Source organism: Pseudochelatococcus sp. (genome assembly GCF_050946405.1).
Lineage (GTDB): Bacteria > Pseudomonadota > Alphaproteobacteria > Rhizobiales > Beijerinckiaceae > Pseudochelatococcus.
In genome coordinates, this window is the sequence record NZ_JBMNUS010000009.1 from 1 (window position 1) to 25355 (window position 25355).

The window sequence follows — 25355 nt, forward strand, 5'->3', positions numbered from 1 at the left end:
GGCAATGAACTCCGGGCTGTTGTCGGAACGAACATGGCCAGGAACCCCGCGCAGAATGAACAGGTCCGACAGGACGTCGATGACGTCGGTGGAGTTGAGCTTGCGGTCGATCCTGATCGCCAGGCACTCTCGGGTGAACTCGTCGATGATGTTGAGCATGCGGAACTTCCGGCCATTGTGGGTCCTGCCTTCGACGAAGTCATAGGACCAGACATGGTTTGGGTGCTCGGGCCGAAGCCGGATGCACGATCCGTCGTTCAGCCAGAGACGCCCTTTCTTCGGTTGCTTCTGGGGAACTTTCAGCCCCTCCCGCCGCCAGATGCGCTCGACACGTTTGGCGTTCACCGTCCACCCCTCCGACCGCATCCTCGCTTGCAAGAGTCAAGGAGGAGATCGCGAAAGCGGAAACCCTCACGCGCATGAAGTTTGATGAAAACAGGGGTAAGGAAGTCCCCAACCCTTCCGCTCAAAAAAGCGAAGCCGGGGCCATTGAACGGATCGAGCTCTACGGAGCATCCGACAAACGCAAGTTCTCCGCTGAGGAAGCTGTCGCCTGGCTTTCAAACCCCATGACTGGCAGTGGGTATGAGGTCGAGTTGTTCGACGTGGTGCCGCCGCGATCTGAGTGGGATCGTCTTGACAATTCCCATCGCCGTCTCGTCGAATCCTTCGTAAACGGGTTTAACCGCCTTGGTTACAGCATGTCGGTCGAGCGCCTTCCCATCGGACGAGACAAATTGCCGATGCTGGTGGTGCGCCTTGATCAAGCTGGTGACGGTGCAGTTTTGCGCTTGACAGGAACATCGGCCAAAGAGCGCCGTGATCTGGCTCCTTTCGATCCAGATACTCAGCACCACGGCAGGCTGCTGGACTTTCTCGACAAGCATCCGCTGGTGAAGCGCATTGAACTGCCTGGCATTGTTGTGCGTTCGGCCCGCCCCCCGGCACCTGCCCGTGTGCGCCCGGACAATGCCAATATGCCCGTTCGCGACAGTCGGCGCTCCCATCCGAAGCTCGGAATTATTGACGGAGGTCTGAGCCAGGCGTTGGCGGATTGGGTAATCGATCGATGGGATGTTCTTGCCGATGAAGACATTGACCTGTCTCATGGCACGTTTATTGGCGGCCTTGCGGTCGCGGGCTCCAATCTAAATGGTGCCGCCATATGCCCGGAGGCAGATGGGGCGGAACTTGTCGACCTCGCTATTTTTCCCAATGAGCGGAAGGCGGGCGCTTTCGCTTCCTATTATTCGGGCGGACTTCCACATTTCTTCGATGAAATGGATGCTGCTGTCGCAGATGCTCGTGCACGACACGGAGTGCGAGTATTTAATATGAGCTTGAACATTCTTCAGCCGGCTGCGCCCGACAGATATAGTCCGCACGCCGTCCGTCTGGATCGCCTCGCGGAAGAAAACAACGCCGTGGTGTTCGTATCGGCAGGCAACATACAGCCCCAGGATCTCCGAGCGGAATGGCCTGTTGATGCGGCGGCGGCTCTGGCCAACCTAGCGTTGTCCCGTAATGATGGACTTCTGACGCCGGCCGAAAGCGCTCGGAACGTTGCCGTTGCGGCCGTTAATCCACCTGATCATACAGGCTGCCTGCCATTTGCCCCCACGCGCTTTAGTCGAAGAGGGCCTGGCCTTCGCTCTGGCGTCAAGCCTGATCTTGCTCATGTTGGTGGTGCTGGCACGCTCCATCCGACACTGGGGCACGGCTTATTCTCCATTTTGCCAGATGGCACGGTCACTGATGGTTGTGGAACCAGTTATGCCTCGCCGCTGGTGGCGAAAACCGCAGCGGCCCTCGATCACGCGATCGAAGGGGAGGTATCACGAGAGACATTGATCGGTTTGCTCGTTCACCATGCACAGATACCCGAGATCCTGCATTCCAAGGAACTGGGAGCTGTTGCCCGACATTTGGTCGGTTTCGGAATACCGCCCTCTGCGGAGCGAATTTTGGAAACAGGCGATCACTCCATCACCTTGGTGTTCGCATCTCGTATTCAGCACGGCCAACAGATAAATTTCAGATTCCCTTGGCCTGCTTCGCTCGTTGGTCCGGGGGGAAAGTGCCGTGGACGCGCCAAGCTAACGCTCGTCACTACGCCTCCGCTGGATGCAAGATTCGGTTCAGAATTCGTCAGAATCAATATCGATGCAGCCCTTCAACAGGAGCAAGCCAAAGGTTGGAAGGGGCGACTAGATCCATTGTACCTTCCTTCTTCGCGTGGTGCCCATGCTGTCGAGGCTGAGCGTATCGAGCATGATCTCAAATGGAGTCCTGTCAAAGTCTTTGGCAAGACATTCCCGCAGGGCGTGGGGCCATCGTCGAACTGGCGTCTGTTCATTGAATACCTGACGCGATCCGGTGAAGTTATGCCAGATGAAGGCATTCCTTTCACAACAATCTTGACGATTAGTGACCCTGATGCGGAAAAGCCGGTTTTCAACGACATGCGCCAAAGCCTTCAGGCGATTGGTACGCAGATCGCGGACATTCGCACAGCGGCACGTATTACGCCGCGCATCTAGCGACCTATTATGGGAGAAATTACTTGGCTCGTTCGAAGGAGAAGCGAATTGGCTATCTGAATGGAAAAACGTTCGATGGAACTGATGCTGTAATCAGCGTTTCAAAAATTGGTCGCGACTACAGGATTGGATGTGGATCCAAAGATCATCTCTGCCATCCGTCCGTCCGAGATTTAGAAGGCGTCAGGCGCGAGGCACTGCTCGTCTTCGGCGTGCGCGATGCAATTTATCAGTCAATTTGAGTGGACCATAAAGCACATAAATATGATCCGCGAGTTGGCGGTGGTCTGCCCCCTGAAAAGTGGTCCTCATTGAAGTAGGCTATTGAGCCTTTGAGAGGACTTTGGAATGCCCCAGAAGAAGCACAAGCCGGAAGAGATCGTTGCGAAGCTGCGCCAGGTCGACGTTCTGTTGTCACAAGGCCGCTCGGTTGGCGAAGCGGTTCGTTCGATCGGCGTGACCCCGTTCACGTACTATCGGTGGCGCAAGGAGTTCGGCGGCCTGAAGGGTGATCAGGTGAAGCGCCTGAAGGAGCTTGAGAAAGAGAACGACCGGCTACGCAAGGCGGTGTCGGATCTGACGCTGGAGAAGCTGATCCTCAAAGAGGCTGCCTCGGGAAACTTCTGAGCCCTTCCCGCCGCCGTCGCTGCGTCGACCATGTCGTGGCGAAGTTCTCCGTCTCGGAGCGGTTTGCCTGCAAGGTTCTCGGCCAGCACCGTTCGACCCAGCGCAAGCGGCCGAGAGGTCGACCTGATGACGAGCTTCTCACTGCCGACATCATCCGGCTTGCCTCACGCTACGGTCGCTATGGCTATCGCCGGATCACGGCGATGCTGCGGTCGGAGGGGTGGACGGTGAACGCCAAACGTGTCGAGCGCATCTGGCGGCGGGAGGGGCTGAAAGTTCCCCAGAAGCAACCGAAGAAAGGGCGTCTCTGGCTGAACGACGGATCGTGCATCCGGCTTCGGCCCGAGCACCCAAACCATGTCTGGTCCTATGACTTCGTCGAAGGCAGGACCCACAATGGCCGGAAGTTCCGCATGCTCAACATCATCGACGAGTTCATCCGAGAGTGCCTGACGATCAGGATCGACCGCAAGCTCAACTCCACCGACGTCATCGACGTCCTGTCGGACCTGTTCATTCTGCGCGGGGTTCCTGGCCATGTTCGTTCCGACAACAGCCCGGAGTTCATTGCCAAGGCCGTGCGGGACTGGATCGTGGCCGTCGGCGCCATGACCGCGTTCATCGAACCGGGAAGCCCTTGGGAGAACGGCTATTGCGAGAGCTTCAACTCGAAGCTGCGCGATGAACTGCTCAACGGTGAGATCTTCTACAGCCTCGCCGAGGCCAAGGTCATCATCGAGGCATGGCGGTGCTACTACAACACCGAGCGGCCGCACTCATCGCTCGGATATAAACCACCCGCACCAGAGGCCATTGTCTGGCCGCCGTCGCCACCTGGCGCACCTCCATCAGCGGTACAGGCGATGGCCGAAAAGCCGATCATGCATTAAGACTGAAGACGGACCACCTGATGGGAGCAGGCCATCATCGTGGGAGTAAGATGTAAAGACACGTGGAATATTTTGCATGGTGTTATAATCATTTAGTTGATGGTGGTTATCGAGGGCATTCCTTGTCTCGCAGAGACCCGATTGGAAGCCGACAGAATCTTACATACCTCAAATAGCATATATATCGCTGGGTCGCATCGTCGAACGTCTGCGTTGTCCCGCATCATCAACATTCCCGTGCGGATTTCGCTGTAGCAAGCATGAATGACGGATTCCGCACGGCAACCAGCGCTGTCTGAAAGACGGGAATGGGCCGAGTAGTACAGCAAAGCAGGACAACGCTTCTTGCTGGGTTCCCGGTCTCCTCCGCATCCGGCACCGGCGATTCGTTGCTGGCGCCAGCCTTCGAGCGTTGTGCAGCCACTCGCTTGGCTGTATTCCGGCGCCATGGAGGATACAGGCAAGTCCGGTTCGGGCGGCGTATGGCGGCGGTTCCGGCGCAACGCGTCCGCCTGCCGATTTGCCCCGGCCGGCCACTTCCGTTAGAACCATGCAGCGGAAATCGCGTTCCATGGCTATGGTTTGGCGTGTGCCCCGCGATGCCGATCACCTTGCGCCGCAGAGGAGCCGACATGCTGTCGCTGACCGCCATCAGCAAGGGCTATGCCAGTTCTGAGGGCCGGATCACCGTTCTGGACGGCGTCAGCCTCACGTTGGCGGCGGGCGAGACCCTGGCGCTGACCGGCGAGTCCGGCAGCGGGAAGAGCACGCTTCTGTATCTGTGCGCCGGGCTGGACGCGCCCGATGCCGGCCGGATCGAGATCAATGGGCGCCCCATGGGCCGCGGCGATGCCGAGCGGGCTGCGTTGCGGCGCGGCACGGTGGGGTTGGTGTTTCAGCAGTTCAACCTCATCCCCTCGTTCGACGTGGCGGCGAACCTCGCCTTCCAGGCGCGGCTGGCCGGGCGGCACGATCCGCGCTGGCAGGCGGAACTCGCTGCCGCGCTCGATCTCGGTCCGCTCCTGTCGCGCTATCCCGAAGAGCTGTCCGGTGGGCAACAGCAGCGCGTCGCCATCGGCCGTACCCTCGCGGCGCGGCCCTCGCTCGTGCTGGCGGACGAGCCGACCGGAAACCTCGACGAGGCCTCTGGCGACAGGGTGATGGCGCTGATGCTGCGGCTGGTGGCCGAGACCGGCGCGGCGCTGCTGATGGTGACGCATTCGCCGCGCCTTGCCGCCCGGCTCGACCGGCGCCTGCACCTGCGTGGCGGGCGGCTGACATGACGGGGCAGATGACGGGACTTGCCGCGCTGCTGTCGCACTGGACGCGGCACAAGGTGCAGGCGGCGATGCTGCTCCTGGGGCTGGCGCTGGCGACGGCGCTCTGGACCGGCGTGCAGGCGATTAATGCCGAGGCGCGGGCCAGCTACGATTTCGCCGCCTCGTCCATGGCGCAGGACCGGCTGCCGCGGCTCGTCGCGGACCGGATCACGTTGGCGGACTACGTCGCGCTGCGCCGCGCCGGCTGGCCGGTTTCCCCGGTGATCGAGGGCGAGACGGTGATCGGCGGCCACACACTGCGCCTCATCGGCATCGAGCCGCTGACCCTGCCGCCCGGAGAGCGCCTCGACGTCGGCATAGCCGATTTCCTGGCCGGCAGCGGGGTGATCCTGTCGGCCGCGCCGCTGGACGACGCCCGCGCGCGCCGCGCCGAACTGCCGCCGGGCATCGCCGTGACCGACATCGGCGTCGCGGCGCAGATGCTCGGTCTGGACATCTCCTATCTGCTGCTGACCCAGGACGACCCCATGCAGGACCGCCCCGCGCCGGCGGGTTATGCGCGGATCCTTCCCCATACCACCGATCTGTCGCAGTTGACCGAGAGCTTCCACCTGAACCTCGCCGCCTTCGGTTATCTGGCCTTCGGCGTCGGGCTGTTCATCGTGCATTCCGCCATCGGCCTCGCCTTCGAGCAACGCCGCGCCATATTCTGCACCTTGCGGGCGCTCGGCCTCTCGGCGCGGGCGCTGACCGGGCTGCTGCTGGCGGAACTTCTGGCCTTCGCGCTGGTGGCGGGTGTGGCGGGCGTCGCTCTCGGCTGGCTGATCGCGGGGGCGTTGCTGCCCGACGTGGCCTCGACGCTGCGCGGGCTCTATGGGGCCGAGGTCGGCGCGGAACTGACGCTGCGGCCGGTCTGGTGGCTGTCGGGGCTCGGGATCGCCGTGATGGGAATGCTGGCTTCGGCCGGGCAAAGCCTCTGGCGGCTGTGGCGGATGCCGCCGCTCGCGCCGGCCCGGCCGCGGGCATGGGCACGAGAATCGGCGCGGGCGATGCGCTGGCAGGCACTCGCGGGGGCCTTGCTGCTCGGCCTTGCCGCGGGGGCTCTGGCCGCGGGGCTGCCGGCCGTGCCGGGGCTCTGGGCGGGCTTCGGCGTGCTGGCGGGGCTGCTCGTCGGCAGCGCGCTGATCCTGCCGATGCTGCTGGCGTTCCTCACGCGGGCCGGGCAGCGGCTGTCGCGCGAGGCGGTGACACAATGGTTCTGGGCCGATACGCGCCAGCAGCTGCCGGGCCTGTCGCTGGCGCTGATGGCGCTGCTGCTGGCGCTGGCGGCCAATATCGGCGTCGGCACGATGGTGGGCAGCTTCCGCACGACCTTCACCGCCTGGATCGACCAGCGCCTCGCCGCCGACCTTTACGTCGAGGCGGCGGACGAGGCCGACAGCGCGCGCTTGCTGGACTGGCTGGGCGCGCGTGCCGTTGCGCTCCCGATGATCTGGACCACGGATGGCGGCATCGAGGTGGTGGGGATGGTGGACCATCCGCTGTTCCGTCGCGCCTGGCCGCTGCTGCGCGCGCTGCCCGACCCGTGGGCGCGGCTTGACGCGGGCGACGTCTTCGTCAACGAACAGCTCGCCCTGCGCCGTCACCTCTCGCCGGGCGACCGGGTGGAGCAGGGCGTGATCGCCGGTATCTACCCCGACTACGGCAACCCGATGCCGCAGGTCATCCTGTCCTACGACCGGCACCGCGCGCGCTACCCCCTGCCGGTCCTGCGCCATGCGCTGATCACCGACATCCCGGCTGCCGCGATCCGCGCCGCTTTCCCGCGCATGGTCGTGCAGGACTGTGCCGCGATCCGCGAAGCCTCGGTCGCGGTGTTCGAGCGGACCTTTGCCGTGACCGCCGCGCTGAACGTGCTGACGCTGGGCGTCGCCGCGCTGGCGATCTTCGCGAGCCTTTTGACGCTGTCCTCGTTGCGCCTGCCGCAGGTCGCGCCGGTGTGGGCGATGGGGCTGAGGCGCGGCCGGCTCGCGTGGCTCGAATTGCTGCGTACGCTGGCGCTGGCCGGCCTGGTCTGGGTGCTGGCGCTGCCGGTCGGGCTGGCGCTGGCCTGGGTTCTGCTGGCGGTCGTCAATGTCGAGGCCTTCGGCTGGCGGCTGCCGATGCAACTGTTCCCCGGCGAGTGGCTGCGTCTGGGCGGGCTGTCGCTGCTCGCGGCGGGACTGGCGGCGGCGTTGCCAGTCTACCGGCTGGCACGCATCGCGCCGGCGGAACTGCTCAAGGTCTTCGCCCATGAACGTTAAGATAATGAACGTCAAGGCGATCACGCTGGTTCTTGTGGTCGGCCTCACTGCCGGCCCCGCATCGGGGCAGGGCTCTGCGGGGCAAGGCTTCGCCGGGCTTGGGGCCGAGGTGGAGGGGTTCGACATGCCCCGGCCGGGTCCCTTCGACTTTCCCGCCGATCACGGCCCGCACCCCGCCTTCCGCATCGAATGGTGGTACGTGACCGCGAACCTCACGGCGGCGGACGGCACGGAATACGGCGCGCAGTGGACGCTGTTCCGCAGCGCTTTTGCGCCTTACGAAGCCGAGGGCTGGGCGAGCCCGCAGGTCTGGCTCGGCCATGCGGCGCTGACCTCGGGCACGCGCCATCTCGCGGCGGAAAAGCTGGCGCGCGGCGGTATCGGACAGGCGGGCGTCACCGCTGTCCCGTTCGAGGCGTGGATCGACGACTGGCGGCTTGGCGAGCGCATGGTGGCGCGGGGCGAGGGCTTCGCCTACGATCTGGCGCTGCGCGCCACCGGGCCGATCGTTGCACAGGGCGACGGCGGTTACTCGGTCAAGTCAGCCGCCGGGCAGGCCAGCCGCTATTATTCGCAGCCCTTCTACGCCGCCTCGGGCGAGATCGTTCTGGACGGGGAGCGCATCCCGGTGACCGGCACCGCGTGGATGGACCGCGAATGGTCCTCGCAGCCATTGGCGGCCGATCAGACGGGTTGGGACTGGTTCAGCCTGTCGTTCGACGACGGCGCGCGGCTGATGGGCTTTCGCCTGCGCGGGGCTGAGGATTTCGTCAGCGCCACGTGGATTAAACCCGACGGCCGTCCCGAGCCGCAACCGCCCGGCGCGCTGCGCCTGACGCCGCTGCGCAGAGCCACCGTCGCCGGCCGCGCGGTGCCGGTGGAATGGCGCCTCGAACTCCCCGCCAAGGGGCTCGACATCACCACGCGCGCGCTGAACGATCAGGCATGGAACGCGCTGTCGGTGCCCTATTGGGAAGGCCCGATCCGGGCCGAGGGCAGCCATCCGGGGCACGGCTATCTGGAGATGACGGGCTACGGCGGGGGGATACGGTAGAAGGCGGTGCCATGGGTGCAGAGCGTGCGCGCTTCCGAACGAAACCGTTCGACGACGCAATCAACAAAGCTCCTAAGCTTCGGCGACATCCGCAGAGACATTCTCCCTATCGCAGGTCATTCAGGGGGGCCTTCTTCGCGGCCTTGCCCCACGATCAATTCATCCCTATACTGGGATGAATTGCGAATGGAGTGGAAAATGTCCCAGGTCCATCATTTCACGTTGAGCGAGGCAGGGTACGTCCTGGGCCGCTCCCCGGCAGTGCTCAACAAGGCGGTTGACACAGGTGTCATTCAGGCGAGGCAAAGGAAAGTCGGCAACGCGGTGCAGAGGCTCCTCGGCTCAGCGGAACTGCGCTTTCTGAGACTTGCCGATGAGCTCGATAAGGATCTGACGCCGGCGGGACGACGCCGGCTCTACGGTGCGTTGCGCAAATTGCCCAGCGATGCCCACAAGCTCCGGCTCGGAAGTCTCGAACTGGATCTCGCGCGCATCGACGCCGATCTCGAAGACCGGATGGCGCGGCTTGAAGCGATCAGGGGCAGGATCGAACGCAAGGGCGATCAGGGCGAGGCGTTCATTCGCGGAACGACGATCGCGGCGCACCTGATCGCAGCTCTGGCACGCGGCCAGGGTGTCGATGCCGTCCTCGCGGACTTCCCCTCGTTGACACGGGATCACGTCGAAGCGGCAGTCGAATACGCCAAGGCCTACCCGAAACGGGGCCGCCCCTATCCGGCGCAGAGCCTGGAATCGACTCTGGCCGCTCTGGCCGACGCCGGTGCGTTCGATGACGACGGCGATCCTGGCGACGTCGAACCAAGGGCCGTTCCGTGACGCTCTATCAGCTCGACGAAAATGTTCTCCGCGAGCTGAAGCCCGGCGGCCATGAGAATGTGCATCGGTGGATTGCGACAGTCGACGATACGGACCTGCGGCTGAGCGTGGCCACGTTGTTCGAGAAACGCCGGGGAGCCGAGGCGTTGATGAAGCGTGAGCCGGAACGCGCGCGGGATCCTCGACGGCATCGAGGCGCTCGAGAAATCGTTCTCCGATCGCATCATCCCGATTGACGGACCCGTCGTTGCAGAATGGACACGCTTGCTCGGCAACAAGAACAAGGACCGATGGGATGTCGCTTTGGCCGCGACCGCACGCATCCGCGGTCTCGTGGTCGTGACGCGAAATACGTCCGATTTCGCAGGGCGCGGGGTTCGTGTCCTCAACCCGTTCAAATCGCCGCCGGAGATTTTGGACATTTAGGTGATGGCGAAGCCACGCAGGCCGCACCTGTAGCAATCGAACCAGTATCGCTGGCGTTTGAGCGTCTGCACCCGATTGGCCCGCAAGCTCGAAAAACGGCAGCTACGCTATGTTTCTGACCACTCCGAATAGGATTTGCCGCGGCAGACACGATTACCGCTGGCCGAGATAGCGCGGGAGAATCTCGTCTCGCGTTAGAGGGGCGAGTTCGACTCCGTCGAGAAACCCATCACCAATCCACAACATCTCTTCAATCTCGGCCGCGGGTGTCGGCCGACCCGCAGCCAAAGACACCTCGAACACATCCGCCTCAGCCGCAAGCGGCGGCGTTGTGGTCGGGCGAGCTGAAAGAGTTGGAGTAGGGGTGGGGTTTTCGCGGCGGGTTCAGGGCCGGGAGAGAGTCTTCCGGCGCCCGTTCCGGAGACGGACCCATGACCCAGGCGGCGTTGCAGGCGACTGCACGCGCCCTCGCGTCGCGTAGCGACGTCCGGAAATCGTCGCTCGGCAGCTTGAGGTGATCCGAGGGCACGTCATCGGCATCATCATCGTGCCGATCATTCTGGCGGCGCTCTGTTTCTGGCTGCTGACCGGCGGTCTCGCGGTCAACATGGTGCTGTCGCTCCGTCGCTGAGCCCCCGCAATCCCCACCGACAATCCAGCCGTGCACCACTGTGCGCGGCTGCGTGGAGTCACGTCCATATGGCGATCGTTTTGTTGTCCCCTACATCGACCGGGGCGGCGATCTTGACGATGACGGCGAACATCTCGTCATCGGCTATGGCAACATCTCATCCGGAAACACCACAGGTGTGGCGGAGAGCTCGTGGTATTGTCCGCGCTGCGACAGCGAGGGTACGTCAACCACTATGAGCATGTCGGCCTTGCGTTACCGTATGAATCTGCGGTTACTGATAAGATCCTCATTGGGGCGAGCATAAAGAATGGTGTCGCGTTCCGCTGATAGATTCGGCGGCGGGGTTCATCCGCGTTTTCGCGGCCTTGATGTCACGAGAGGGCGGCAGACCGAACATCCGGCCATATTCACGGGTGAATTGTGAAATGCTTTCGTAGCCCACGGCGTAAGCGGCGTTACTGATCATCTCGCCTTCCGCGAGCATCAGCCGACGAGCCTCGATCAACCGGAGCTGCTTCTGGAATTGCAGCGGCGACAGCGAGGTGATCGTCCGAAAGTGCTCGTGGAAGGATGACAAACTCATCCTGGCTACCTCTGCCAGATGTTCGACTCTCAAGGGTTTGGCGAAGTGCTCGCGGATGAGCGCGACGGAGCGAGTGATGCGCTGTGCGTGGCTGTCGATGACCCCAAGGGTGCGGATGGCGCCTCCATGCTGACCCGAGAGCAGCCAGTAGTGCAGTTCACGGATCAATTGCGACTGAAGAATGGGTACAGATGCCGGTCGGTCGAGGAGTCGCATCAGCCGCAAGGCCGCATCGGTCACTTCCGTTTCGGTCGGGCCCACGCGGATGGGGGTATCGGCGACGAACGGCGAGAAACCGATCTCCACCACGAGGCCCTCGATCAGGGCGAGATCGAGGTCGATGATGAGCGCCAGATAGGGCGCGTTGAGGCTGGCTTTGGTGATCTGGCTGACGGTCGGAACGTCGGCCGTGATCAGCAACGATTCTCCAGCACCGAAGTCGAACGTCCTGTTTCCCATCGTGACGCGCTTGCCGCCCTGAAGCACAAGGGCGACAAGCGGCTTGTTGATCGCATACTGCAGTGCGGTCGGTGCTGTTTCGCGGATGATCGTCAGACAAGGAATTGGCATTCGGGCAACGCCAGTTCCGCTGGCGTGTGCCTCCGCGTATCGGCGTACAGTTTCGAGCAAGAGCTGGATCATATGCAAACTGTAAAACATGCCGCTCAGGGCTTCAATCCACTGCGGAGAATTAGGCAAGAATGACCGACGATCCGGCAACAAAGGAGGAGGTCGCTCGACGATAGTGGGGTTCCTGCGACGCTCAGTTCCAAAGGAGTTAACGGATGTCCACTATCTCTATCGTCACCGGCGGCAGCCGCGGCCTCGGTCGCAATACCGCAGTCAGCATCGCCCGACGTGGCGGCGATGTAATTCTCACCTATCGCAATGGTGCCGACGCCGCCAAGGCGGTGGTCGCGGAGATCGAGGGGCTCGGCCGCAAGGCGATCGCGCTGCCGCTTGATGTCAGCAACATCTCCACCTTCCCCGCATTCGCCGAGAGCGTTCGCTCGGTGCTGCAATCAACCTGGGGCCGAAACGATTTCGACCATCTTGTCAACAACGCCGGCCACGGTGAAATGGCTGGGATCGCGGAAACCACTGAGGAGCAGTTCGACGGTCTGTTCAACGTCCACGTCAAGGGTGTGTTCTTCCTGACCCAGGCGCTGCTGCCGTTGCTCGTGGACGGTGGGCGCATCGTGAACTTCTCGTCGGGCCTGACCCGCGTCTCGAATCCGGGCTTCTCGGCTTATTCGGCCGCCAAGGGCGCGGTCGAGATCCTGACGCTCTACATGGCGAAAGAATTCGCCGGGCGCGGCATCACCGCAAACACGATTGCGCCGGGTGCGATTGAGACCGACTTCCTGGGAGGCGCGGTGCGTGACACGCCGGCCTATAACGAGGCCTTCGCCGGCATGACGGCCCTTGGCCGTGTGGGGCTGCCCGATGATATCGGCCCGGCGGTCGCGAGCCTGCTCGGTCCGGATAATCGCTGGATCACTGCGCAGCGGATCGAAGTGTCCGGCGGACAGAACATCTGATCGTTGAAGACGGCAAGCCTGATCATGGGGCAAAAGCGGCGGGAGGGGGCAGATTCGATGACATCGTTGATGTCACCACCTTCCGCACCGATCCCGAAAACCAGTTCGAGACCATCATGGCGGTGAAAAACGAGATATTCCCGCAGCCGCCCTATCCGGACCGGACCGCGGTCGGGGTCAACTGGCTTGCCGGCTTCGATTTCGAGATCAAAGTCGTCGCCCGCATCCCCGACGAGGTTTGACCACCCTTGGGCGCTTATCCGGCGGAGCTGTCGCGGTTCCCATGCCTTGTGTGCTTGACGAAATCCACGAACGCGCGAAGCGCGGTGGGCATCAACCGCCTTTCCGGATAGTAGAGATAGGGACCGTCGAACGGCTGGCACCAATCTTCCAGAACCGCTTCCAGCGTCCCGGCCTTCAGATCGGGCTCGCAATGCTCGATGAACAGCAGGGCTAGTCCGAGGCCGTTGCGGGCCGCGCTGAGTTGGGTGTGTGGCTCCGTTGTGAAGATGGGGCCACTCGGTGTAATTTCGATCTCTTCGCCATTTCGCTCGAACGGCCAATGCAGGCGGTTTCCGCGTGGGAAGATCTGTCCGAAGCAGGGCCTGTCAATGAGTTCCTTCGGGTGGCCGGGCCGGCCATGTTTTTTGAAGTAGTTCGGTGAGCCCACGACGCAGAACCTCTGCGAGCCGCCCAGAGGCACGGCGATCATGTCTTTGGCAAGCGCCTCGCCATAACGAACCCCGGCGTCGAAACCGGCGCCGATGACGTCGATGAAACCCTCGTCCGCGATGAGTTCCACCCGGATGCCGGGATATTGTCGGGAGAAGTCGATGATCAGGGGTGTCACCCGAAAATCCAGCGCCGGGCGCGGCCCGTTAATGCGCAGCGTGCCCGTTTGCGCCTGCGTGCCCGGACCGAAGCCGGCGAGCGTCTCGCCGATGGTCGCCAACGGCGGATCAATCGCGACCAGAAGCTGGCTGCCGGCGTCAGTCAAGGCAACGCTCCGCGTTGTGCGGTTGAAGAGCCGCGCCCCGAGTTCGCTTTCCAGGTTGCGGATATGCTCGCTAAGGGTAGCAGCGGTGATGCCCAGCTCCAGCGCCGCCCGGCTAAAGTTCCTGTGTTTCGCGACGATCGAGAACATGCGCAGCCGATTGAGGTCGATCGCCATTCTTCGGAATCTCCTAATAGCTGATTAGGTATTTACCTGATTATTTTTGATTTGTTTAGCGTCTAGGTTCTCCTGAGCAACAAGGAGAGCATTGATGACAAAAAAACTCGGAAAATCGGGACCAACCACCTCCGGCATCGGCCTCGGCGCCATGGGGATGTCGGATCTTTACGGCCCTGCCGACCGCACTGAGAGCATCGCGACCATTCGCGCCGCGCTCGATCACGGCGTCTCACTCATCGATACCGGCGATTTCTACGGTTGGGGCCACAATGAGTTGCTGATCGCCGAGGCGATCGCTGGCCGCAAGCGCGAGGACATCCGGATCAGCGTCAAGTTCGGGGCGCTACGCGATCCGGCCGGCGGCTGGAGCGGCACGGACAACAGCCCGGCGCATGTGAGGAACTACCTCGCCCAGAGCCTCGTGCGGCTGCACACGGATTATATCGACATCTACCGTCCGGCCCGCCTCGATCCCCGCGTTCCGATCGAGGAGACGGTGGGCGCGCTGGCCGAGATGGTGAAGGCCGGCTACATCCGCCACATCGGGTTGTCCGAGGTCTCGGCCGAGACGCTGCGGCGCGCGCATGCGGTGCATCCGATTTCGGACCTGCAAATCGAATATTCGCTCATCTCGCGTGGCATCGAGGCGGAGATTCTGCCGACCGCCCGTGAACTGGGCATCGGCATCACCGCCTATGGCGTTCTTTCCCGCGGCCTCATTTCGGGCCACTGGAACAGGGCGCGGGCCGGCGAATACGACTTCCGCAACATCAACCCGCGCTTCCAGGGCGAAAACCTCGACCGCAATCTCGAACTGGTCGAGAAAATTCGGGCGTTTGCTTCCTCCAAGGGTATGACGGTCGCGCAGCTTGCCATCGCCTGGGTTCTCGCTCAGGGCGACGACATCGTTCCGCTCGTCGGCGCCCGCAAGCGTGATCGCCTGGAAGAAGCGCTGGGTGCGCTCACCAGGACACTTTCGTCCGAGGATCTCGCTGTGATCGAACAGGTCGTACCGATGAACGCAGCGGCCGGCGCCCGCTACAACGATTACCTTATGGGCGATCTCGACAGCGAAAAGACGTCTGCGTGATCTGAACAGGTGGAAAGGAAGGGCATCGCCATTGATGCGGCATCACCCGGCAGAGGAAACGCAAGCAAAGCGAGGAGTCGAGATGAAGCGGCTTCCAAGGACGGCAGCCGGCGCGATGCTCGTTTTTCCGAGCGCGGCTCCGATCATCGCTCAGGATAAGGAAAATGATATGCAAGATCTATCCATACCCGCTCCTCTTGATGCGCTCGTTTCTGTCATCAACGGTGGTGACACCGAAGGGTATCTCGCGCTTCTGACTGAGGACAGTGTTGTCGACGACAACGGAGATCGATACGTCGGCAAGGTCGAGATCAAAACCTGGTCCGACCGCGAGCTGATCGGAGCCAAAGGCGTCATGACCGTTCAAAGTGTCGAAACGCACGGAACGGAAATCCACCTCATCAGCGATTGGAAGAGCAATTTCTACACCGGGCCAGGCAGATTCATCTTCTCGATCCGGGATGGAAAAATCTCCGAGTGGAGAATCCGCGTCCTTTAAGCCGCAACGGGCTGCTTGTCTTATGAACATGTACGCCAAGGCATGTTCCGCCACCTTGGTGCATTTTTCATTTTATATACAAGAATAGATGTGAGATTAGCGTTAAAATTTATGTATTTCTCGCGAATTATTCAATGCGCCGCGAGAACTTAATTAATGACCGCAGATCGAATAATTACCACAGAACGCCTGCTCAGCATAAGTCCTCAGATCTGCACTCCGCCGCCGACATCAACGATGCCGCCAGTGACGTAGCTCGCATTCGGTCCTGCGAGGAAGCAGACAGTCGCGGCCACCTCTTCAAGCATTGCGATGCGACGGATGGCGTGCAGATCCATAATCGCATCGGGAAGATTTCCTGCAACGCCGGCGGCGATGTCCGTGGGCATGATGCCGGGCTGAATGACGTTCACGGTGATGTTGCGCTGTCCCAGATCACGAGCCACGCCTCTGGCGTAGCCGAGCATCGCCGATTTGGTGCCGGCATAGTCCGCGACACCGGGGAAAGGAACACGGGTGCCGAGGGTCGAGCTGAACACGAGCGCCGGCTCCCAATGCAGCATACTGCACGAAGGATCGCTTTTCAGGGGGCAAACCAACGGATGGACGTCGTTCCTGACTAACCTGCATCAAAGACTTTCGGGACGGTCGGGCGTCTACCGACTATGAGGCAGACTATCGCCGCCTTCTGTAGGGAAGGCGCCCGTTTTGCCGGTCCAGACAGACGAAGAGCTGTCAGCCGCCCGCCGTCATATCGCGAGCGCGACCAAGTCCTCCAACGACGCGCGGACATGGGTTCCGAAATCCGCCGAGGAACCGCTCGAGCACCAGCGGTCGATCGCAATTCGCCATATCAGGACGCCGACCTCGGCGGCCATGACTGCGCGATGGGCCGGAACGGACCGCTCCTCCAGGGTCGCTGCGATCGCGGCAGCGAGCGAGCGCATCTTCATCAGTTCGCGCTCGTGGAACTCGGCGTGGGCTGCGACGACGGCCTGCCGGGCGATAACATCGGCTCGGTTTGCATCGAAGAAAACGCCGGCCGTCTCCAGGGCGCCGACGACCACCTCAAGCGGGCGTGCTTCTTCGGCCTCACGGACGGCCCCGACGATCTCCGCCTCCAGCTCGTCCGCCCGCCAGAAAAGAACCTCCGGCTTGTCAGCGAAATACCGGAAGAAGGTCCGCTCCGTCAGACCGGCAGCAGCCGCAATATCGGCAACGGTCGTCTCCGCATAGCCGCGTTCGCGGAAAATCTCGATCGCCGCCCGTCCGAAGCGCTCCCGCGCATTTTCGATCTTCTGAATCATTATTCGTTGATAGCACCATTGTCAGCTTCTGCCAATTGCTCTATGTTGGCAGAGACTGACAATGATGTTGCTTATGAAGGCGTTCATCACAGGTGCCGGCGAAGCGGGGATTGAGATGCGCTCCATCGCCGAGGCGATCGGCGCGCTGCAATGGCGACCCTCCGGTCCTGACCTGGTTAACGACCTCGAACAGGCAACCGCTGCATCCATTCCTTGAACAACCCGGACTTCAGTAGACAGGAAAACAACATGGCCGACCTTACACGGCCTTCGAGACAGGAATCTCACAGAACCAGTCCGCATGGCATGAACTGACCGCCCAGGCGGCGGGCCGCTATTCAAGCCTCTTTCAGGCTGAACGTTTCTTCTGAGGCCGCATTTGCCTTCGGCAAATCACACAAGAAGCTTCCGCGATCACCATACGGGTGGCGCGAGCTATCGATGATATGGAGTTCAACCGATGAAACTGGCATCCACACGCCTGATCGTTTCCGATCTCAAGGCGGTCGTCTCCTTTTACGAAACCGTGACGGGCATAAGCGCGGTCTGGCTTGCACCCGTTTTCGCGGAGATCGTCACCCCATCCGCCGCTTTGGCGATCGGCGGGGTTCAGACCGTTCCCCTGTTCAGCGAAGGCAGCGCGGAACCTGCGGCCAACCGAACCGCGATTCTCGAATTCATGGTCGACGACGTGGACGCGGAATACGAACGGTTGAAGCCTCTGGTCGAGGTCGTTCAGGAGCCCAAGACCATGCCCTGGGGCAATCGAGCGGCTCAATTCCGCGATCCGGAAGGGACGCTCGTAAGCCTTTTCACGCCTTTGACGGACGAAGCGAAGCTCCGGTTTTCCAGAAGGTAAGATAAATAATACTGCCATCGGGTATGGCGGTGTCGGCGGGGCGCGCGCCGTCGAGCATCTGCGAACGATCGGCATCGAATTGCAGATGGTCTCTACGCGTGCGGCAGTCCACATTGGCGGGGGCAACTTCGTCGCCGTCATGCCGCAAGGTGGCAACAGGCCGATCGAGGATATCGAGGCAAACCTTCTGCCAGCCGCCAGATCGGCGCTTGACGAACTCGTCTGGTGGGCGAATGCGACCATGGCCGCCAAGATTTCATCGCTGTCGTAACAAACAAATCCCGACCGGGCGGCAGCCTGAGGGGCGGGCTGCTGGCAGATAATAATCTGCCAGCTTTTTGTTAGCTCTTATTGGGCGCCTATTTGCTGAGCGCGGAGATTGCGCGCTATTACGGGTGCGCCGCACCAGCCGCATAACAGCAGGAGTTTCAACGGCTGGTTCAGTCGAGAGCAAAGCTTCGGTCGGAAAAATCGACCGAGAGGATCAGCCGACCTTCGTTGACGGTCCATCGTTTGAGCTCGAAGGTGACGCCGCCGCTCGTCACCAGCGGATCGTCGGCAGCCATTGCCTCGGCGTCTTCATGGCTGGCTGCCCGGAAGACGGTCATGCCGCCAGCCGGCTCGCCCTCGCGTCCCGACAGAGGGCCGGACGCAAAGATCCTGCCCTCCTTCTCCAGCGCGATGATCCAGCGGTGATGATCGTGCATGGCGGGCGCGATGCGCGCCGCATCGACCGTGGTGCGAAACATGACGAAGAACGTCTTGTGCAACATCATTGAAACGAGACGCGCATCCTCATCGATGGCGTGGCTCATGCGTTGGGTTCCTTCTCTTCCTGCATCGTCTGTTCGGGGGCGGCGGGATCAGCCGATCTTCTCCAGATCATCGAGAAGGCCCGGACCAGTCGGATGCCAACCCGTCTTTCGTACCGTCGCCTTCGATGAAGCCGGCATGTCCTGGCCGGCGAAGAGAGCGAAAGGCCCGAAATGGCTTTCGGCTTCCTCCGCGTTGAGCGATCTCGTCGGAAGACCGAGCGCCGTGCCGATCGTCGTGGCTATGGCATGCAGTTCGATCCCGTCTTCGGCAACGGCGTGATATTTTGCACCGGTTTCAGGAGCCTCCAACACCAGTCTGAAGAGTCGGGCCACGTCCGAGACATGGGCCGCCGGCCATCGATTGCCGCCGTCACCAACATAGGCGGAGACGCCGGTTGCTCGTGCGATCTGGATCAGGCTGGTCACGAGGCCCTGCCTGCTGGTGTCATGGACTTGCGACAGGCGGACGACCGATGCCGCGACGCCCTGAGAGGCGAGACGCAGAGCGGTCTGTTCCGATGCGCGCGGAAACCTGTAGTCCGCCGGAATGCCATCATCTTCCGTCACGATCCGTCCGGGTGCCAGGCCAGCCAACCCGTTCGGGACGAGAAAAGGCTTCCCGGTGTCGACGAGAGCTGCGCCAACGGCCTCGATGGCGCCCCGATCGAGTTCGCACGCTTCCTGGAAATTCGCGTAGTCGGGATTGAATGCCAGATGGATCACGCCGTCGGCTCTCGCCGCGCCCGCGCTCAGACTGTCATGATCTGAGAGCGAGCCGCGTTGAATCTCGGCGCCCGCCGCCCGAAGCGCACGCTCTGCTTCCTCGGACCGCGCCAGCCCCAGCACCTGATGGCCCGCGGACAGGAGTTCGGAGACAACCGCGGAGCCAATGAATCCGTTTGCGCCGGTGATGAAAACCCGCATGATCGATCCTCATTGTCAGTTTCTGACAATGAATACCGCAATTGTCAGGCTCTGACAATACCTCCACGATGCCGACATGGTTCATGAAGTCCCAAATGCGCGTGAGCGTTTTGCCAAGGCGGCTACGATCTAAGACGTCGCGTAGCGTTCATTCGCCCTTTGCCGAAGGCCGCTGGATGCCTTGTTTTTCCAGAAACCGTAAAGTCTCGCGGAATGCGAGATCGGAACATTGCTGGTCGAAATCAGCGCGTCGGTCGGAGTTGAAACCGTGGCCCGCCGGGTAGGTCAGCACCTCCACGGCCGAATGCTGCTCCAGCGCGTCCCTGGTCGGCCGCATCGGGATCTCCCTGTCGTCGCGTCCGAGATGGACGAGTGTCGGGCAAAGCGGTGCCTCGGAGGCAAGCGTCGGGAGCTTGCCGCCATAGTAGCAGACGGCAGCCGAAAGCCCGTCCAGGCGGCCGGCACTCGCCCAGGCGATCGAACCGCCGTAGCAGTATCCGAGCATGAACACGGGGCCGGCATGACGCAGTTCCTCGACACAGGAAGCAGCGTCGGCGATACCCAGCTCGAAGGGATGCGCGCGTACCAACGAAATCGCCTTCTCCAGACCGGCCGCGTCGTAGGAAAGGCGCAGGCTTGGCGCCACGCGGTCGAATATCGCCGGCGCGAGAACCTCATAGCCGCTGGCTGCGAATTTCTCGCACTGCTCCTGTATGTGATCCGTCAGCCCGAAGATTTCCTGTAACAGGACCAGCCCACCGCGTCGGGCCGTCGTCGGTTGCGCGCGATACGCTTCGACCGTCGCTCCGTCGGACATGACGATGGTTGTGAATTGACCCATGGAGGCCTCCCAAATGCGGCGCGGCCTTAAAGCGCCCGCCTTGCTGATTGTCGGCAGAGTTACCAGTGCCGGGCGAGCGGGCGAGCCGTTTCCAGCCCGATCCCCCCTGTTGCCTCCGGTGATGACTGCAACTTTTCTCGTCATGATCTGGCCTCCGATTGCGTTCGGAAGAGATCGCACGACAATAATGATAAGACAAATCGATGCGCTTGATTGGCTAGATCGACATCTCTAATCTGCGCGGCTTTGGAAAGGGGAGGTGGCTGTCGTTTCGCTTTGCGCACGCCGCGATGATCTGATCGCGGAGCCATGTAGAGGCGGGTTCCGAACTCGACCGCTTTGCCCAGATCAGGGAGACGGGCGGCAGGTTCAGTTTGACAGGGGCCTGTTGTGTCCTCAGGTTGAAGAAGGACGCATACCGGCGCGCGATGGGCAGGGGAAGCGTGACGACGAGCGGGCTGCTGACAGCGGCAGCAAGGGCGGTGAGATATTCCGGAACACCGAGAACGATATTGAGCCGATGGCCGGCATCCGTGAGCATGCTGCCGATGCAGCCCTGTATGTCGTCCTGCTGAGAAACGAAAACGTGGCGCGCCGACAGGTAAGCGGCGAGATCGATCCCGTCCGGGGCCTCGATCAGATCGGGACTGTAGCAGCAAGCGAGTTGCTGTTCGAAAAGCTGGACATGCTCGTAGCGCGCCGTTGCGGGAGGATAGCAGCCGACGGCCACATCGAGTTCTCCGTTGTCCAGTTCACCGCCGACCTCCGCGCTCCCGACGCGGCGGGCCATGAAGCGAATCCCTGGCGCTCCGTCCTGCACGCGCTCGGAGAGTTCCGGTAGAATGAGGAGTTCCTCGCAGGAGAAGCCCATCTGGAAGATGCGGTCGGAAGTCGATGGATCGAACGTGTCCTGGGCGAGGATGAGAGCCTGGGCACCGGCAAGAATCTGCGCCACGCCGTCGGCGAGAGCCTCGGCCTTCGCGGTGGGCTGCATATAGTTACCGACCCGGATAAAAAGCTCATCGTCAAGCAGAACACGCAGAGACGACAGATGATGACTGAGTGCCGGTTGCTGGACTTTGAGGCGCCCGGCAGCCTTGGTCACGCTGCGATCCTTCATGAGGGCATCGAATGCGATCAGAAGATTGAGGTCGAAAGACCGCAAGTTAAAATGATTGATGTTTTTCATCATCTCTACCGTCTGCATCGGTCGCGGATTCATATCTCACCCCCGCCTCGAAAGCCCGGGCAAGTGTGGTAACGGATGCGCGCAGCATGTCTTCGACGGGCGCTTCGCCAGATATCAACTGTGCCACCAATGCCGGATGAACGTAAGTGGTCATTGCATCGCGTACCACGCCGGCGGCTCTGGCGATGTCGTCGACCTTCCATTCACCCCTTTCAACCGCCTGCGCGATAAGCTTTTCCACGAGAGTTGTGATGCGCCGGGCGTAGTCGGCGATCATGTCCGGCCGCTCGACCAGGATGCGACGATGCAAATCGTGGATTTCCCGATCCCCGACAAAGCGTTCATGCTTCCGGCGATGGAGGTCGAGAAATAGTTGCAGCAAGCGTTCGGCCGCCGGGCCACTCGCTTCGACATAGGTCGCCGCCGTCGCCGCCTCGTCGGACATCACTTCCTGAACAATCGCGTCCATGAGGGCGCTCTTGGACTTGTAGAAGCGATAGAGCATGGCGTGGTCGACCCCCATGGCCCGCGCAATATCGACCATGTTCGTTTTCGCCTCGCCAAATCGTCGGATCTGGGCCTTGGCGGTGTCAAGGGCCAAGGCGGCGGATATGGATGATCGCGGAATTGAAACCCATCTATTGGCAAGCGACAAGTCACAGGTAACATAAGGCACGCTCGGCCCCGCCGTTCCTGACACAGCCCAGCGGCTCGCAACTCGTCAAGATAGCGGAGCTGATCGACGCCGGCAAGGTCAGGATCATCGTCGCTGAGACATTCCCGATCGAGGATGTCCGCCGGGCGCACGATCGGCTGGAGCAGGGGCGTATTTGCGGCAAGCTCGTGCTGACGCTCGATTGATGAAACCCACGCTGATCGGAGGATCAAACATGCAGACAATCAATACTTCCCGCTCGGCGGTTTCTCGCCGCTGCAATCCTCGACATTGTCCGATGTCGCGCAGCGCTTCGGTGCCACGCCCGTGCAGGTCGCGGAGGCCATCCCGCTGTATCGGCAGCGCGCCGATTACAAAAATCAATTGACTGGATAAGACCCATCGATTTGCAAAATAATATTCCGGCAGTATTCTAAATGCCTTTGATGGATAGGACAAAGGCATGCTCTTCCGAATAGGTAGTATCACAGTAACAAAGATCCCTGAACTGTCATTGGAGGCGGTAAGTCCTTCGGGTTTGCTGCCCAATGCAGATGAACACGAGGTGCGTCAGGCCGTACTGGCCTTGGACACGGTCGCGGTCGACAGCGGGGACGGGACGCTCCGGCAGAGCATCCATAGCTGGCTCATCCAAACGAGCGATCGCGTGATCTTGCTCGATACGGCGACGGGTAACGACAAGGATCGGCCCACAATGCCGATCTTGCACCATCTCCGGGAGCCATTTATCGAACGATTGCGCGGGGTCGGCATCTCTGCTGACCAAATCACAGATGTTCTGATCACCCATATTCATGCAGACCACGTGGGATGGAACACATACCTGCGCGAAGGGAAATGGCTTCCGACCTTTCCGAATGCGAAATACTATTTCTCTGGCCTGGAGGCGGACTATAGCGCCGCACTGGCCGTTGGGGACAAGGCAAAGGTGGATCGCCTGCTCGCCGATGCCGGGCTCGGGATACCTCATCACCCTCCCGCGCCTGGCGTGTACGATGACAGTATCGCCCCGGTCATCAAGGCGGGGCTCGCCAAGCGGATCACGGTTGATGGCCCCGAGCCAATTCCGGGCTTTCGCTATATCGGGACACCTGGTCACAGCATAGACCATGCGTCGATCTTCCTGGAGCACGACGGCAAAAAGGCTCTTTTTTGGGGTGATGTACTTCATCACCCTGTGCAGCTCGCCAATCTGAACTGGAACTCCGTCTTCTGTGAGTTCCCCGGTTCCGCCCAAGTCGCGCGTCGCAAGGCTCTCGACATCGCAGCCGACACCGGCGCGCTCGTCTTCACAACCCATTTTCCGGGCACCTCGGCGGGCCGCGTCAAACGCGATGGACTGAACTATCGGTGGTTGCCTGAAAACGGAGATCCTCAATGAGCAAACAACCTCACACCCTCCCGCCTGACGGTGTCGAGTTGCACGATATCATGATTGCCAGCCACGACCCCGGGATCGAACTTTTCCTTCGGAACAAGCGTATCCCGACAAAGGATCCCCAGCCGGCCATTCTGCTGGTCCACGGCGCGACATATCCTTCCGTGAGCCTGTTCGACGTGGATGTTGGCGGGGCATCCGTCATGGACGCGCTCGCCCTTCAAGGTCTCGACGTGTGGGCTCTGGATGTGCGGGGTTATGGCGGCTCGACACGTCTTCCTGAAATGGCCCAAGAGCCATCCGGCGCAAAGCCGCTCGTTCCGGCAGTCGAAGCCGTCGGCGACGTGGCGGCCGCGGTCGAGCGCATCAAAGCCATCCGCGAGATCGAGCGGATTGCGCTGCTCGGAATGTCCTGGGGCGGCTCCTTGGCCGGTCTGTACGCCAGCCGTCATCAGGAGAGCCTGAGCCGACTGATCCTGGTCGCGCCGCTCTGGTTGTCGGCGCACCCGCTGCGTTTCGATACCGGCGCGCCAATCATGACGCATCGCATGGTGGATGTGAGCGCATACCGGGCGGCGTGGCTCGCGCCCGTACCTGAGACGAAGCGTCAGACGTTGCTTCCTGACGGATGGTTCGAGCGTTGGCGGGAAATCACCGATGAAACCGACAGTGAAGCACCGAAGGGCAAGATCCGCGCGCCAAGCGGCGCGGTGGCCGATGTCCGGAGCCATTGGACGGCGGGGCGACCGTTATACGATCCGGGCCTGATCACCACGCCCGTTCTGATGATCCGTGGTGAATGGGATGTCGACGTCACCCGTGAGATGGCGGCCGACTTATTCGACAGTCTCGTTCAGGCGGAGCAGAAGATTTCGCTCGAAATCGGCAGCGCGACCCACATGTTGCTCATGGAGCCTGTTCGGGAGGCCGCCTTGCAGGCCATCGTTGCCTTCACCAAAGGGGAATGAGGCCAGTAGCATCGGAGGCGTGGACGCCGCGGCGGCCGGGAAACTGGCGAAGATAGAGCGGCCGATCCTCGGACGGAGGCGGGCCGCCGCTCTATCCATTTGTTGACGCATCGCGTTTTTCCGAAAAGTGCACACGCTTTCTGGATTGATGTCGGCGCCGGACAGCGCCGGTTCGCTTGCGCTGATCGGGCACTATCAACGCGGTTTTTCAGTCGTTGCCGTCTCCAGGATGGTTTCGATGATGGACAGGGTGTGATCCGCGATGTTTTCGACGCTGCCGTTCTGCGCCGTGATCTGCGCGCCCTCCAGGACAAAGGTGATGTGCGCAGCCGCGACGGCGGGGCCGGGAATGCCGGCCCGCTCACAGAGCTTTGCCAGGTGTTCGGCCTGCTTTGCCTTGTGCGCCATGATGCGTTTTATCAGCGGGTTCGTGCTGTCGCCGATTTCCGCGATGGTGTTGACGAAAGGACAACCGCGATCGGATATCGCCGGAAGGTTGGCGGCGATGTTCTCGGCGAAGCCTCGCAGCTGCGCGACAGGGTCGTCTGGAAAGCTGTACTCGAGATCGTCAAGCATGCTGCGGTATCGCACGATCGTGTCGACAATCCATGCCTCGACGAGCGCATCCTTGGAGCCGAACTGCCGGTAGACGCCCGCCTTGTTGGTTTCCGCCGCCTCCGCGATGGCGTCGACGGTGACATGTCCTATGCCCATCTCTTCGAACATCGCATAGGCGGCTATCTCGATCCGCTGCTTGAGGGAGGGCCTCCTGCGTTTGGGGACAGCGGGCACGGAAGGCTCCTTGACAAAGATGGCCTAAGGCATCAATGATACTAAACAGTACCAAAAACTTTGCCCGCGATGCTACCATGGTTGCGATGCAGGGGCAACGCGGGCTCGCCACGGCGCAAAAAGGCCCG

The 25355-nt window shown here is 61.7% G+C and carries 26 protein-coding genes and 4 pseudogenes; 19 read left to right on the forward strand and 11 right to left on the reverse strand.

The features are described from left to right. Positions 1 to 363 (reverse strand): annotated as a pseudogene (locus tag ACOYJQ_RS13700) (DDE-type integrase/transposase/recombinase); the annotation flags it as partial. Positions 364 to 419: 56 nt separating this feature from the next. On the opposite strand from ACOYJQ_RS13700, the gene ACOYJQ_RS13705 reads away from it, so the two are divergent. The 8 genes from ACOYJQ_RS13705 (at position 420) to ACOYJQ_RS13740 (ending at position 9957) form a co-directional block, all read left to right on the forward strand. Further along, positions 420 to 2540 carry a S8 family peptidase gene (locus tag ACOYJQ_RS13705; RefSeq protein ID WP_433459153.1) on the forward strand — a complete coding sequence of 707 codons (2121 nt, stop codon included), beginning with the start codon at positions 420 to 422 and terminating at the stop codon, positions 2538 to 2540. Positions 2541 to 2563: 23 nt separating this feature from the next. Then, positions 2564 to 2782 carry a hypothetical protein gene (locus tag ACOYJQ_RS13710; RefSeq protein ID WP_433459155.1) on the forward strand — a complete coding sequence of 73 codons (219 nt, stop codon included), beginning with the start codon at positions 2564 to 2566 and terminating at the stop codon, positions 2780 to 2782. Positions 2783 to 2888: 106 nt separating this feature from the next. Continuing rightward, a protein-coding gene (locus ACOYJQ_RS13715) for an IS3 family transposase (RefSeq protein ID WP_433459156.1) occupies positions 2889 to 4057 on the forward strand; the annotation gives its coding sequence in 2 pieces (ribosomal slippage) (positions 2889 to 3153 and positions 3153 to 4057; 1170 coding nt in all). A gap of 599 nt (positions 4058 to 4656) precedes the next feature. Continuing rightward, complete coding sequence (locus ACOYJQ_RS13720; RefSeq protein WP_433459157.1) at positions 4657 to 5340, forward strand: ABC transporter ATP-binding protein; 684 nt, start codon at positions 4657 to 4659, stop codon at positions 5338 to 5340. Next, entirely contained in the window at positions 5337 to 7640 is a 2304-nt protein-coding gene (locus tag ACOYJQ_RS13725) for an FtsX-like permease family protein (RefSeq protein ID WP_433459159.1), read from the forward strand. The genes ACOYJQ_RS13720 and ACOYJQ_RS13725 overlap by 4 nt, the downstream gene beginning before the upstream one ends. Positions 7641 to 7644: 4 nt before the next feature. Beyond that, positions 7645 to 8694: a lipocalin-like domain-containing protein gene (locus ACOYJQ_RS13730; protein WP_433459367.1), complete on the forward strand. Its 1050-nt coding sequence runs from the start codon at positions 7645 to 7647 to the stop codon at positions 8692 to 8694. Positions 8695 to 8892: 198 nt separating this feature from the next. Beyond that, complete coding sequence (locus tag ACOYJQ_RS13735) at positions 8893 to 9531, forward strand: DUF433 domain-containing protein (protein WP_433459161.1); 639 nt, start codon at positions 8893 to 8895, stop codon at positions 9529 to 9531. A 156-nt stretch (positions 9532 to 9687) separates the two neighbouring features. Further along, positions 9688 to 9957, forward strand: coding sequence for a hypothetical protein (locus ACOYJQ_RS13740; RefSeq protein ID WP_433459163.1), 270 nt, complete (start codon positions 9688 to 9690; stop codon positions 9955 to 9957). 920 nt (positions 9958 to 10877) lie between these two features. Here the strand turns inward: ACOYJQ_RS13740 and ACOYJQ_RS13745 are convergent. Next, positions 10878 to 11816, reverse strand: a complete 939-nt coding sequence (locus tag ACOYJQ_RS13745; RefSeq protein WP_433459368.1) for an AraC family transcriptional regulator N-terminal domain-containing protein — start codon at positions 11814 to 11816, stop codon at positions 10878 to 10880. Between the two features lie 143 nt (positions 11817 to 11959). Between ACOYJQ_RS13745 and ACOYJQ_RS13750 the strand changes: the two genes are divergently transcribed. Together ACOYJQ_RS13750 and ACOYJQ_RS13755 are read left to right on the forward strand one after the other, a co-directional pair. After that, positions 11960 to 12715: an SDR family NAD(P)-dependent oxidoreductase gene (locus tag ACOYJQ_RS13750; RefSeq protein ID WP_433459164.1), complete on the forward strand. Its 756-nt coding sequence runs from the start codon at positions 11960 to 11962 to the stop codon at positions 12713 to 12715. Positions 12716 to 12753: 38 nt separating this feature from the next. Further along, positions 12754 to 12957: pseudogene (locus ACOYJQ_RS13755) on the forward strand (Rid family hydrolase); the annotation flags it as partial. A gap of 14 nt (positions 12958 to 12971) precedes the next feature. On the opposite strand, the gene ACOYJQ_RS13760 reads toward ACOYJQ_RS13755, so the two are convergent. Next, positions 12972 to 13886, reverse strand: a complete 915-nt coding sequence (locus tag ACOYJQ_RS13760) for a LysR substrate-binding domain-containing protein (protein WP_433459166.1) — start codon at positions 13884 to 13886, stop codon at positions 12972 to 12974. 91 nt (positions 13887 to 13977) lie between these two features. On the opposite strand from ACOYJQ_RS13760, the gene ACOYJQ_RS13765 reads away from it, so the two are divergent. Next, a complete protein-coding gene (locus ACOYJQ_RS13765) occupies positions 13978 to 14979 on the forward strand; it encodes an aldo/keto reductase (RefSeq protein WP_433459168.1) in 1002 nt (333 codons plus the stop codon). 82 nt (positions 14980 to 15061) lie between these two features. Further along, positions 15062 to 15478 (forward strand): nuclear transport factor 2 family protein, encoded by a 417-nt coding sequence (locus ACOYJQ_RS13770; RefSeq protein WP_433459170.1) that lies wholly within the window; start codon positions 15062 to 15064, stop codon positions 15476 to 15478. 206 nt (positions 15479 to 15684) lie between these two features. Here ACOYJQ_RS13770 and ACOYJQ_RS13775 read toward each other — a convergent pair whose 3' ends face one another. Further along, on the reverse strand, positions 15685 to 16041 hold the full coding sequence (locus ACOYJQ_RS13775) for an SDR family oxidoreductase (RefSeq protein WP_433459171.1): 357 nt from the start codon (positions 16039 to 16041) through the stop codon (positions 15685 to 15687). 186 nt (positions 16042 to 16227) lie between these two features. Then, positions 16228 to 16785, reverse strand: a complete 558-nt coding sequence (locus ACOYJQ_RS13780) for a TetR family transcriptional regulator (RefSeq protein WP_433459172.1) — start codon at positions 16783 to 16785, stop codon at positions 16228 to 16230. Between the two features lie 73 nt (positions 16786 to 16858). Between ACOYJQ_RS13780 and ACOYJQ_RS13785 the strand changes: the two genes are divergently transcribed. The 3 genes and pseudogenes from ACOYJQ_RS13785 to ACOYJQ_RS13795 form a co-directional block, all read left to right on the forward strand. Beyond that, entirely contained in the window at positions 16859 to 17002 is a 144-nt protein-coding gene (locus ACOYJQ_RS13785; protein WP_433459174.1) for a hypothetical protein, read from the forward strand. Positions 17003 to 17245: 243 nt separating this feature from the next. Next, complete coding sequence (locus ACOYJQ_RS13790; protein ID WP_433459175.1) at positions 17246 to 17644, forward strand: VOC family protein; 399 nt, start codon at positions 17246 to 17248, stop codon at positions 17642 to 17644. A 10-nt stretch (positions 17645 to 17654) separates the two neighbouring features. After that, positions 17655 to 17915, forward strand: a pseudogene (locus ACOYJQ_RS13795) (FMN reductase); the annotation flags it as partial. Positions 17916 to 18084: 169 nt separating this feature from the next. Here ACOYJQ_RS13795 and ACOYJQ_RS13800 read toward each other — a convergent pair. The 5 genes from ACOYJQ_RS13800 to ACOYJQ_RS13820 form a co-directional block, all read right to left on the reverse strand. Next, the gene (locus tag ACOYJQ_RS13800; protein ID WP_433459177.1) at positions 18085 to 18459 is read right to left on the reverse strand and encodes a YciI family protein; all 375 of its coding nucleotides are present in this window, start codon (positions 18457 to 18459) and stop codon (positions 18085 to 18087) included. A gap of 48 nt (positions 18460 to 18507) precedes the next feature. Next, positions 18508 to 19383 carry an SDR family oxidoreductase gene (locus ACOYJQ_RS13805; protein WP_433459179.1) on the reverse strand — a complete coding sequence of 292 codons (876 nt, stop codon included), beginning with the start codon at positions 19381 to 19383 and terminating at the stop codon, positions 18508 to 18510. A gap of 148 nt (positions 19384 to 19531) precedes the next feature. Beyond that, positions 19532 to 20368, reverse strand: coding sequence for a dienelactone hydrolase family protein (locus ACOYJQ_RS13810; protein WP_433459180.1), 837 nt, complete (start codon positions 20366 to 20368; stop codon positions 19532 to 19534). A gap of 73 nt (positions 20369 to 20441) precedes the next feature. Beyond that, positions 20442 to 21431: a LysR family transcriptional regulator gene (locus ACOYJQ_RS13815; protein ID WP_433459182.1), complete on the reverse strand. Its 990-nt coding sequence runs from the start codon at positions 21429 to 21431 to the stop codon at positions 20442 to 20444. Then, complete coding sequence (locus tag ACOYJQ_RS13820) at positions 21391 to 22113, reverse strand: TetR family transcriptional regulator (RefSeq protein WP_433459183.1); 723 nt, start codon at positions 22111 to 22113, stop codon at positions 21391 to 21393. Before ACOYJQ_RS13820 ends, ACOYJQ_RS13815 begins: the two co-directional genes overlap by 41 nt. Between ACOYJQ_RS13820 and ACOYJQ_RS13825 the strand changes: the two genes are divergently transcribed. From ACOYJQ_RS13825 to ACOYJQ_RS13840, 4 genes and pseudogenes are all read left to right on the forward strand, one after another. Further along, positions 22107 to 22274 carry a zinc-binding dehydrogenase gene (locus ACOYJQ_RS13825; protein WP_433459369.1) on the forward strand — a complete coding sequence of 56 codons (168 nt, stop codon included), beginning with the start codon at positions 22107 to 22109 and terminating at the stop codon, positions 22272 to 22274. The genes ACOYJQ_RS13820 and ACOYJQ_RS13825 overlap by 7 nt on opposite strands. A gap of 43 nt (positions 22275 to 22317) precedes the next feature. Continuing rightward, a pseudogene (locus ACOYJQ_RS13830) lies at positions 22318 to 22428 on the forward strand (oxidoreductase); the annotation flags it as partial. A 154-nt stretch (positions 22429 to 22582) separates the two neighbouring features. Then, positions 22583 to 23470, forward strand: coding sequence for an MBL fold metallo-hydrolase (locus tag ACOYJQ_RS13835; protein WP_433459185.1), 888 nt, complete (start codon positions 22583 to 22585; stop codon positions 23468 to 23470). Beyond that, the gene (locus ACOYJQ_RS13840; RefSeq protein WP_433459186.1) at positions 23467 to 24435 is read left to right on the forward strand and encodes an alpha/beta hydrolase; all 969 of its coding nucleotides are present in this window, start codon (positions 23467 to 23469) and stop codon (positions 24433 to 24435) included. The genes ACOYJQ_RS13835 and ACOYJQ_RS13840 overlap by 4 nt, the downstream gene beginning before the upstream one ends. A 195-nt stretch (positions 24436 to 24630) precedes the next feature. On the opposite strand, the gene ACOYJQ_RS13845 is transcribed toward ACOYJQ_RS13840, so the two are convergent. Next, complete coding sequence (locus ACOYJQ_RS13845) at positions 24631 to 25227, reverse strand: TetR/AcrR family transcriptional regulator (RefSeq protein WP_433459187.1); 597 nt, start codon at positions 25225 to 25227, stop codon at positions 24631 to 24633. Between the last annotated feature and the right edge of the window lie 128 nt (positions 25228 to 25355).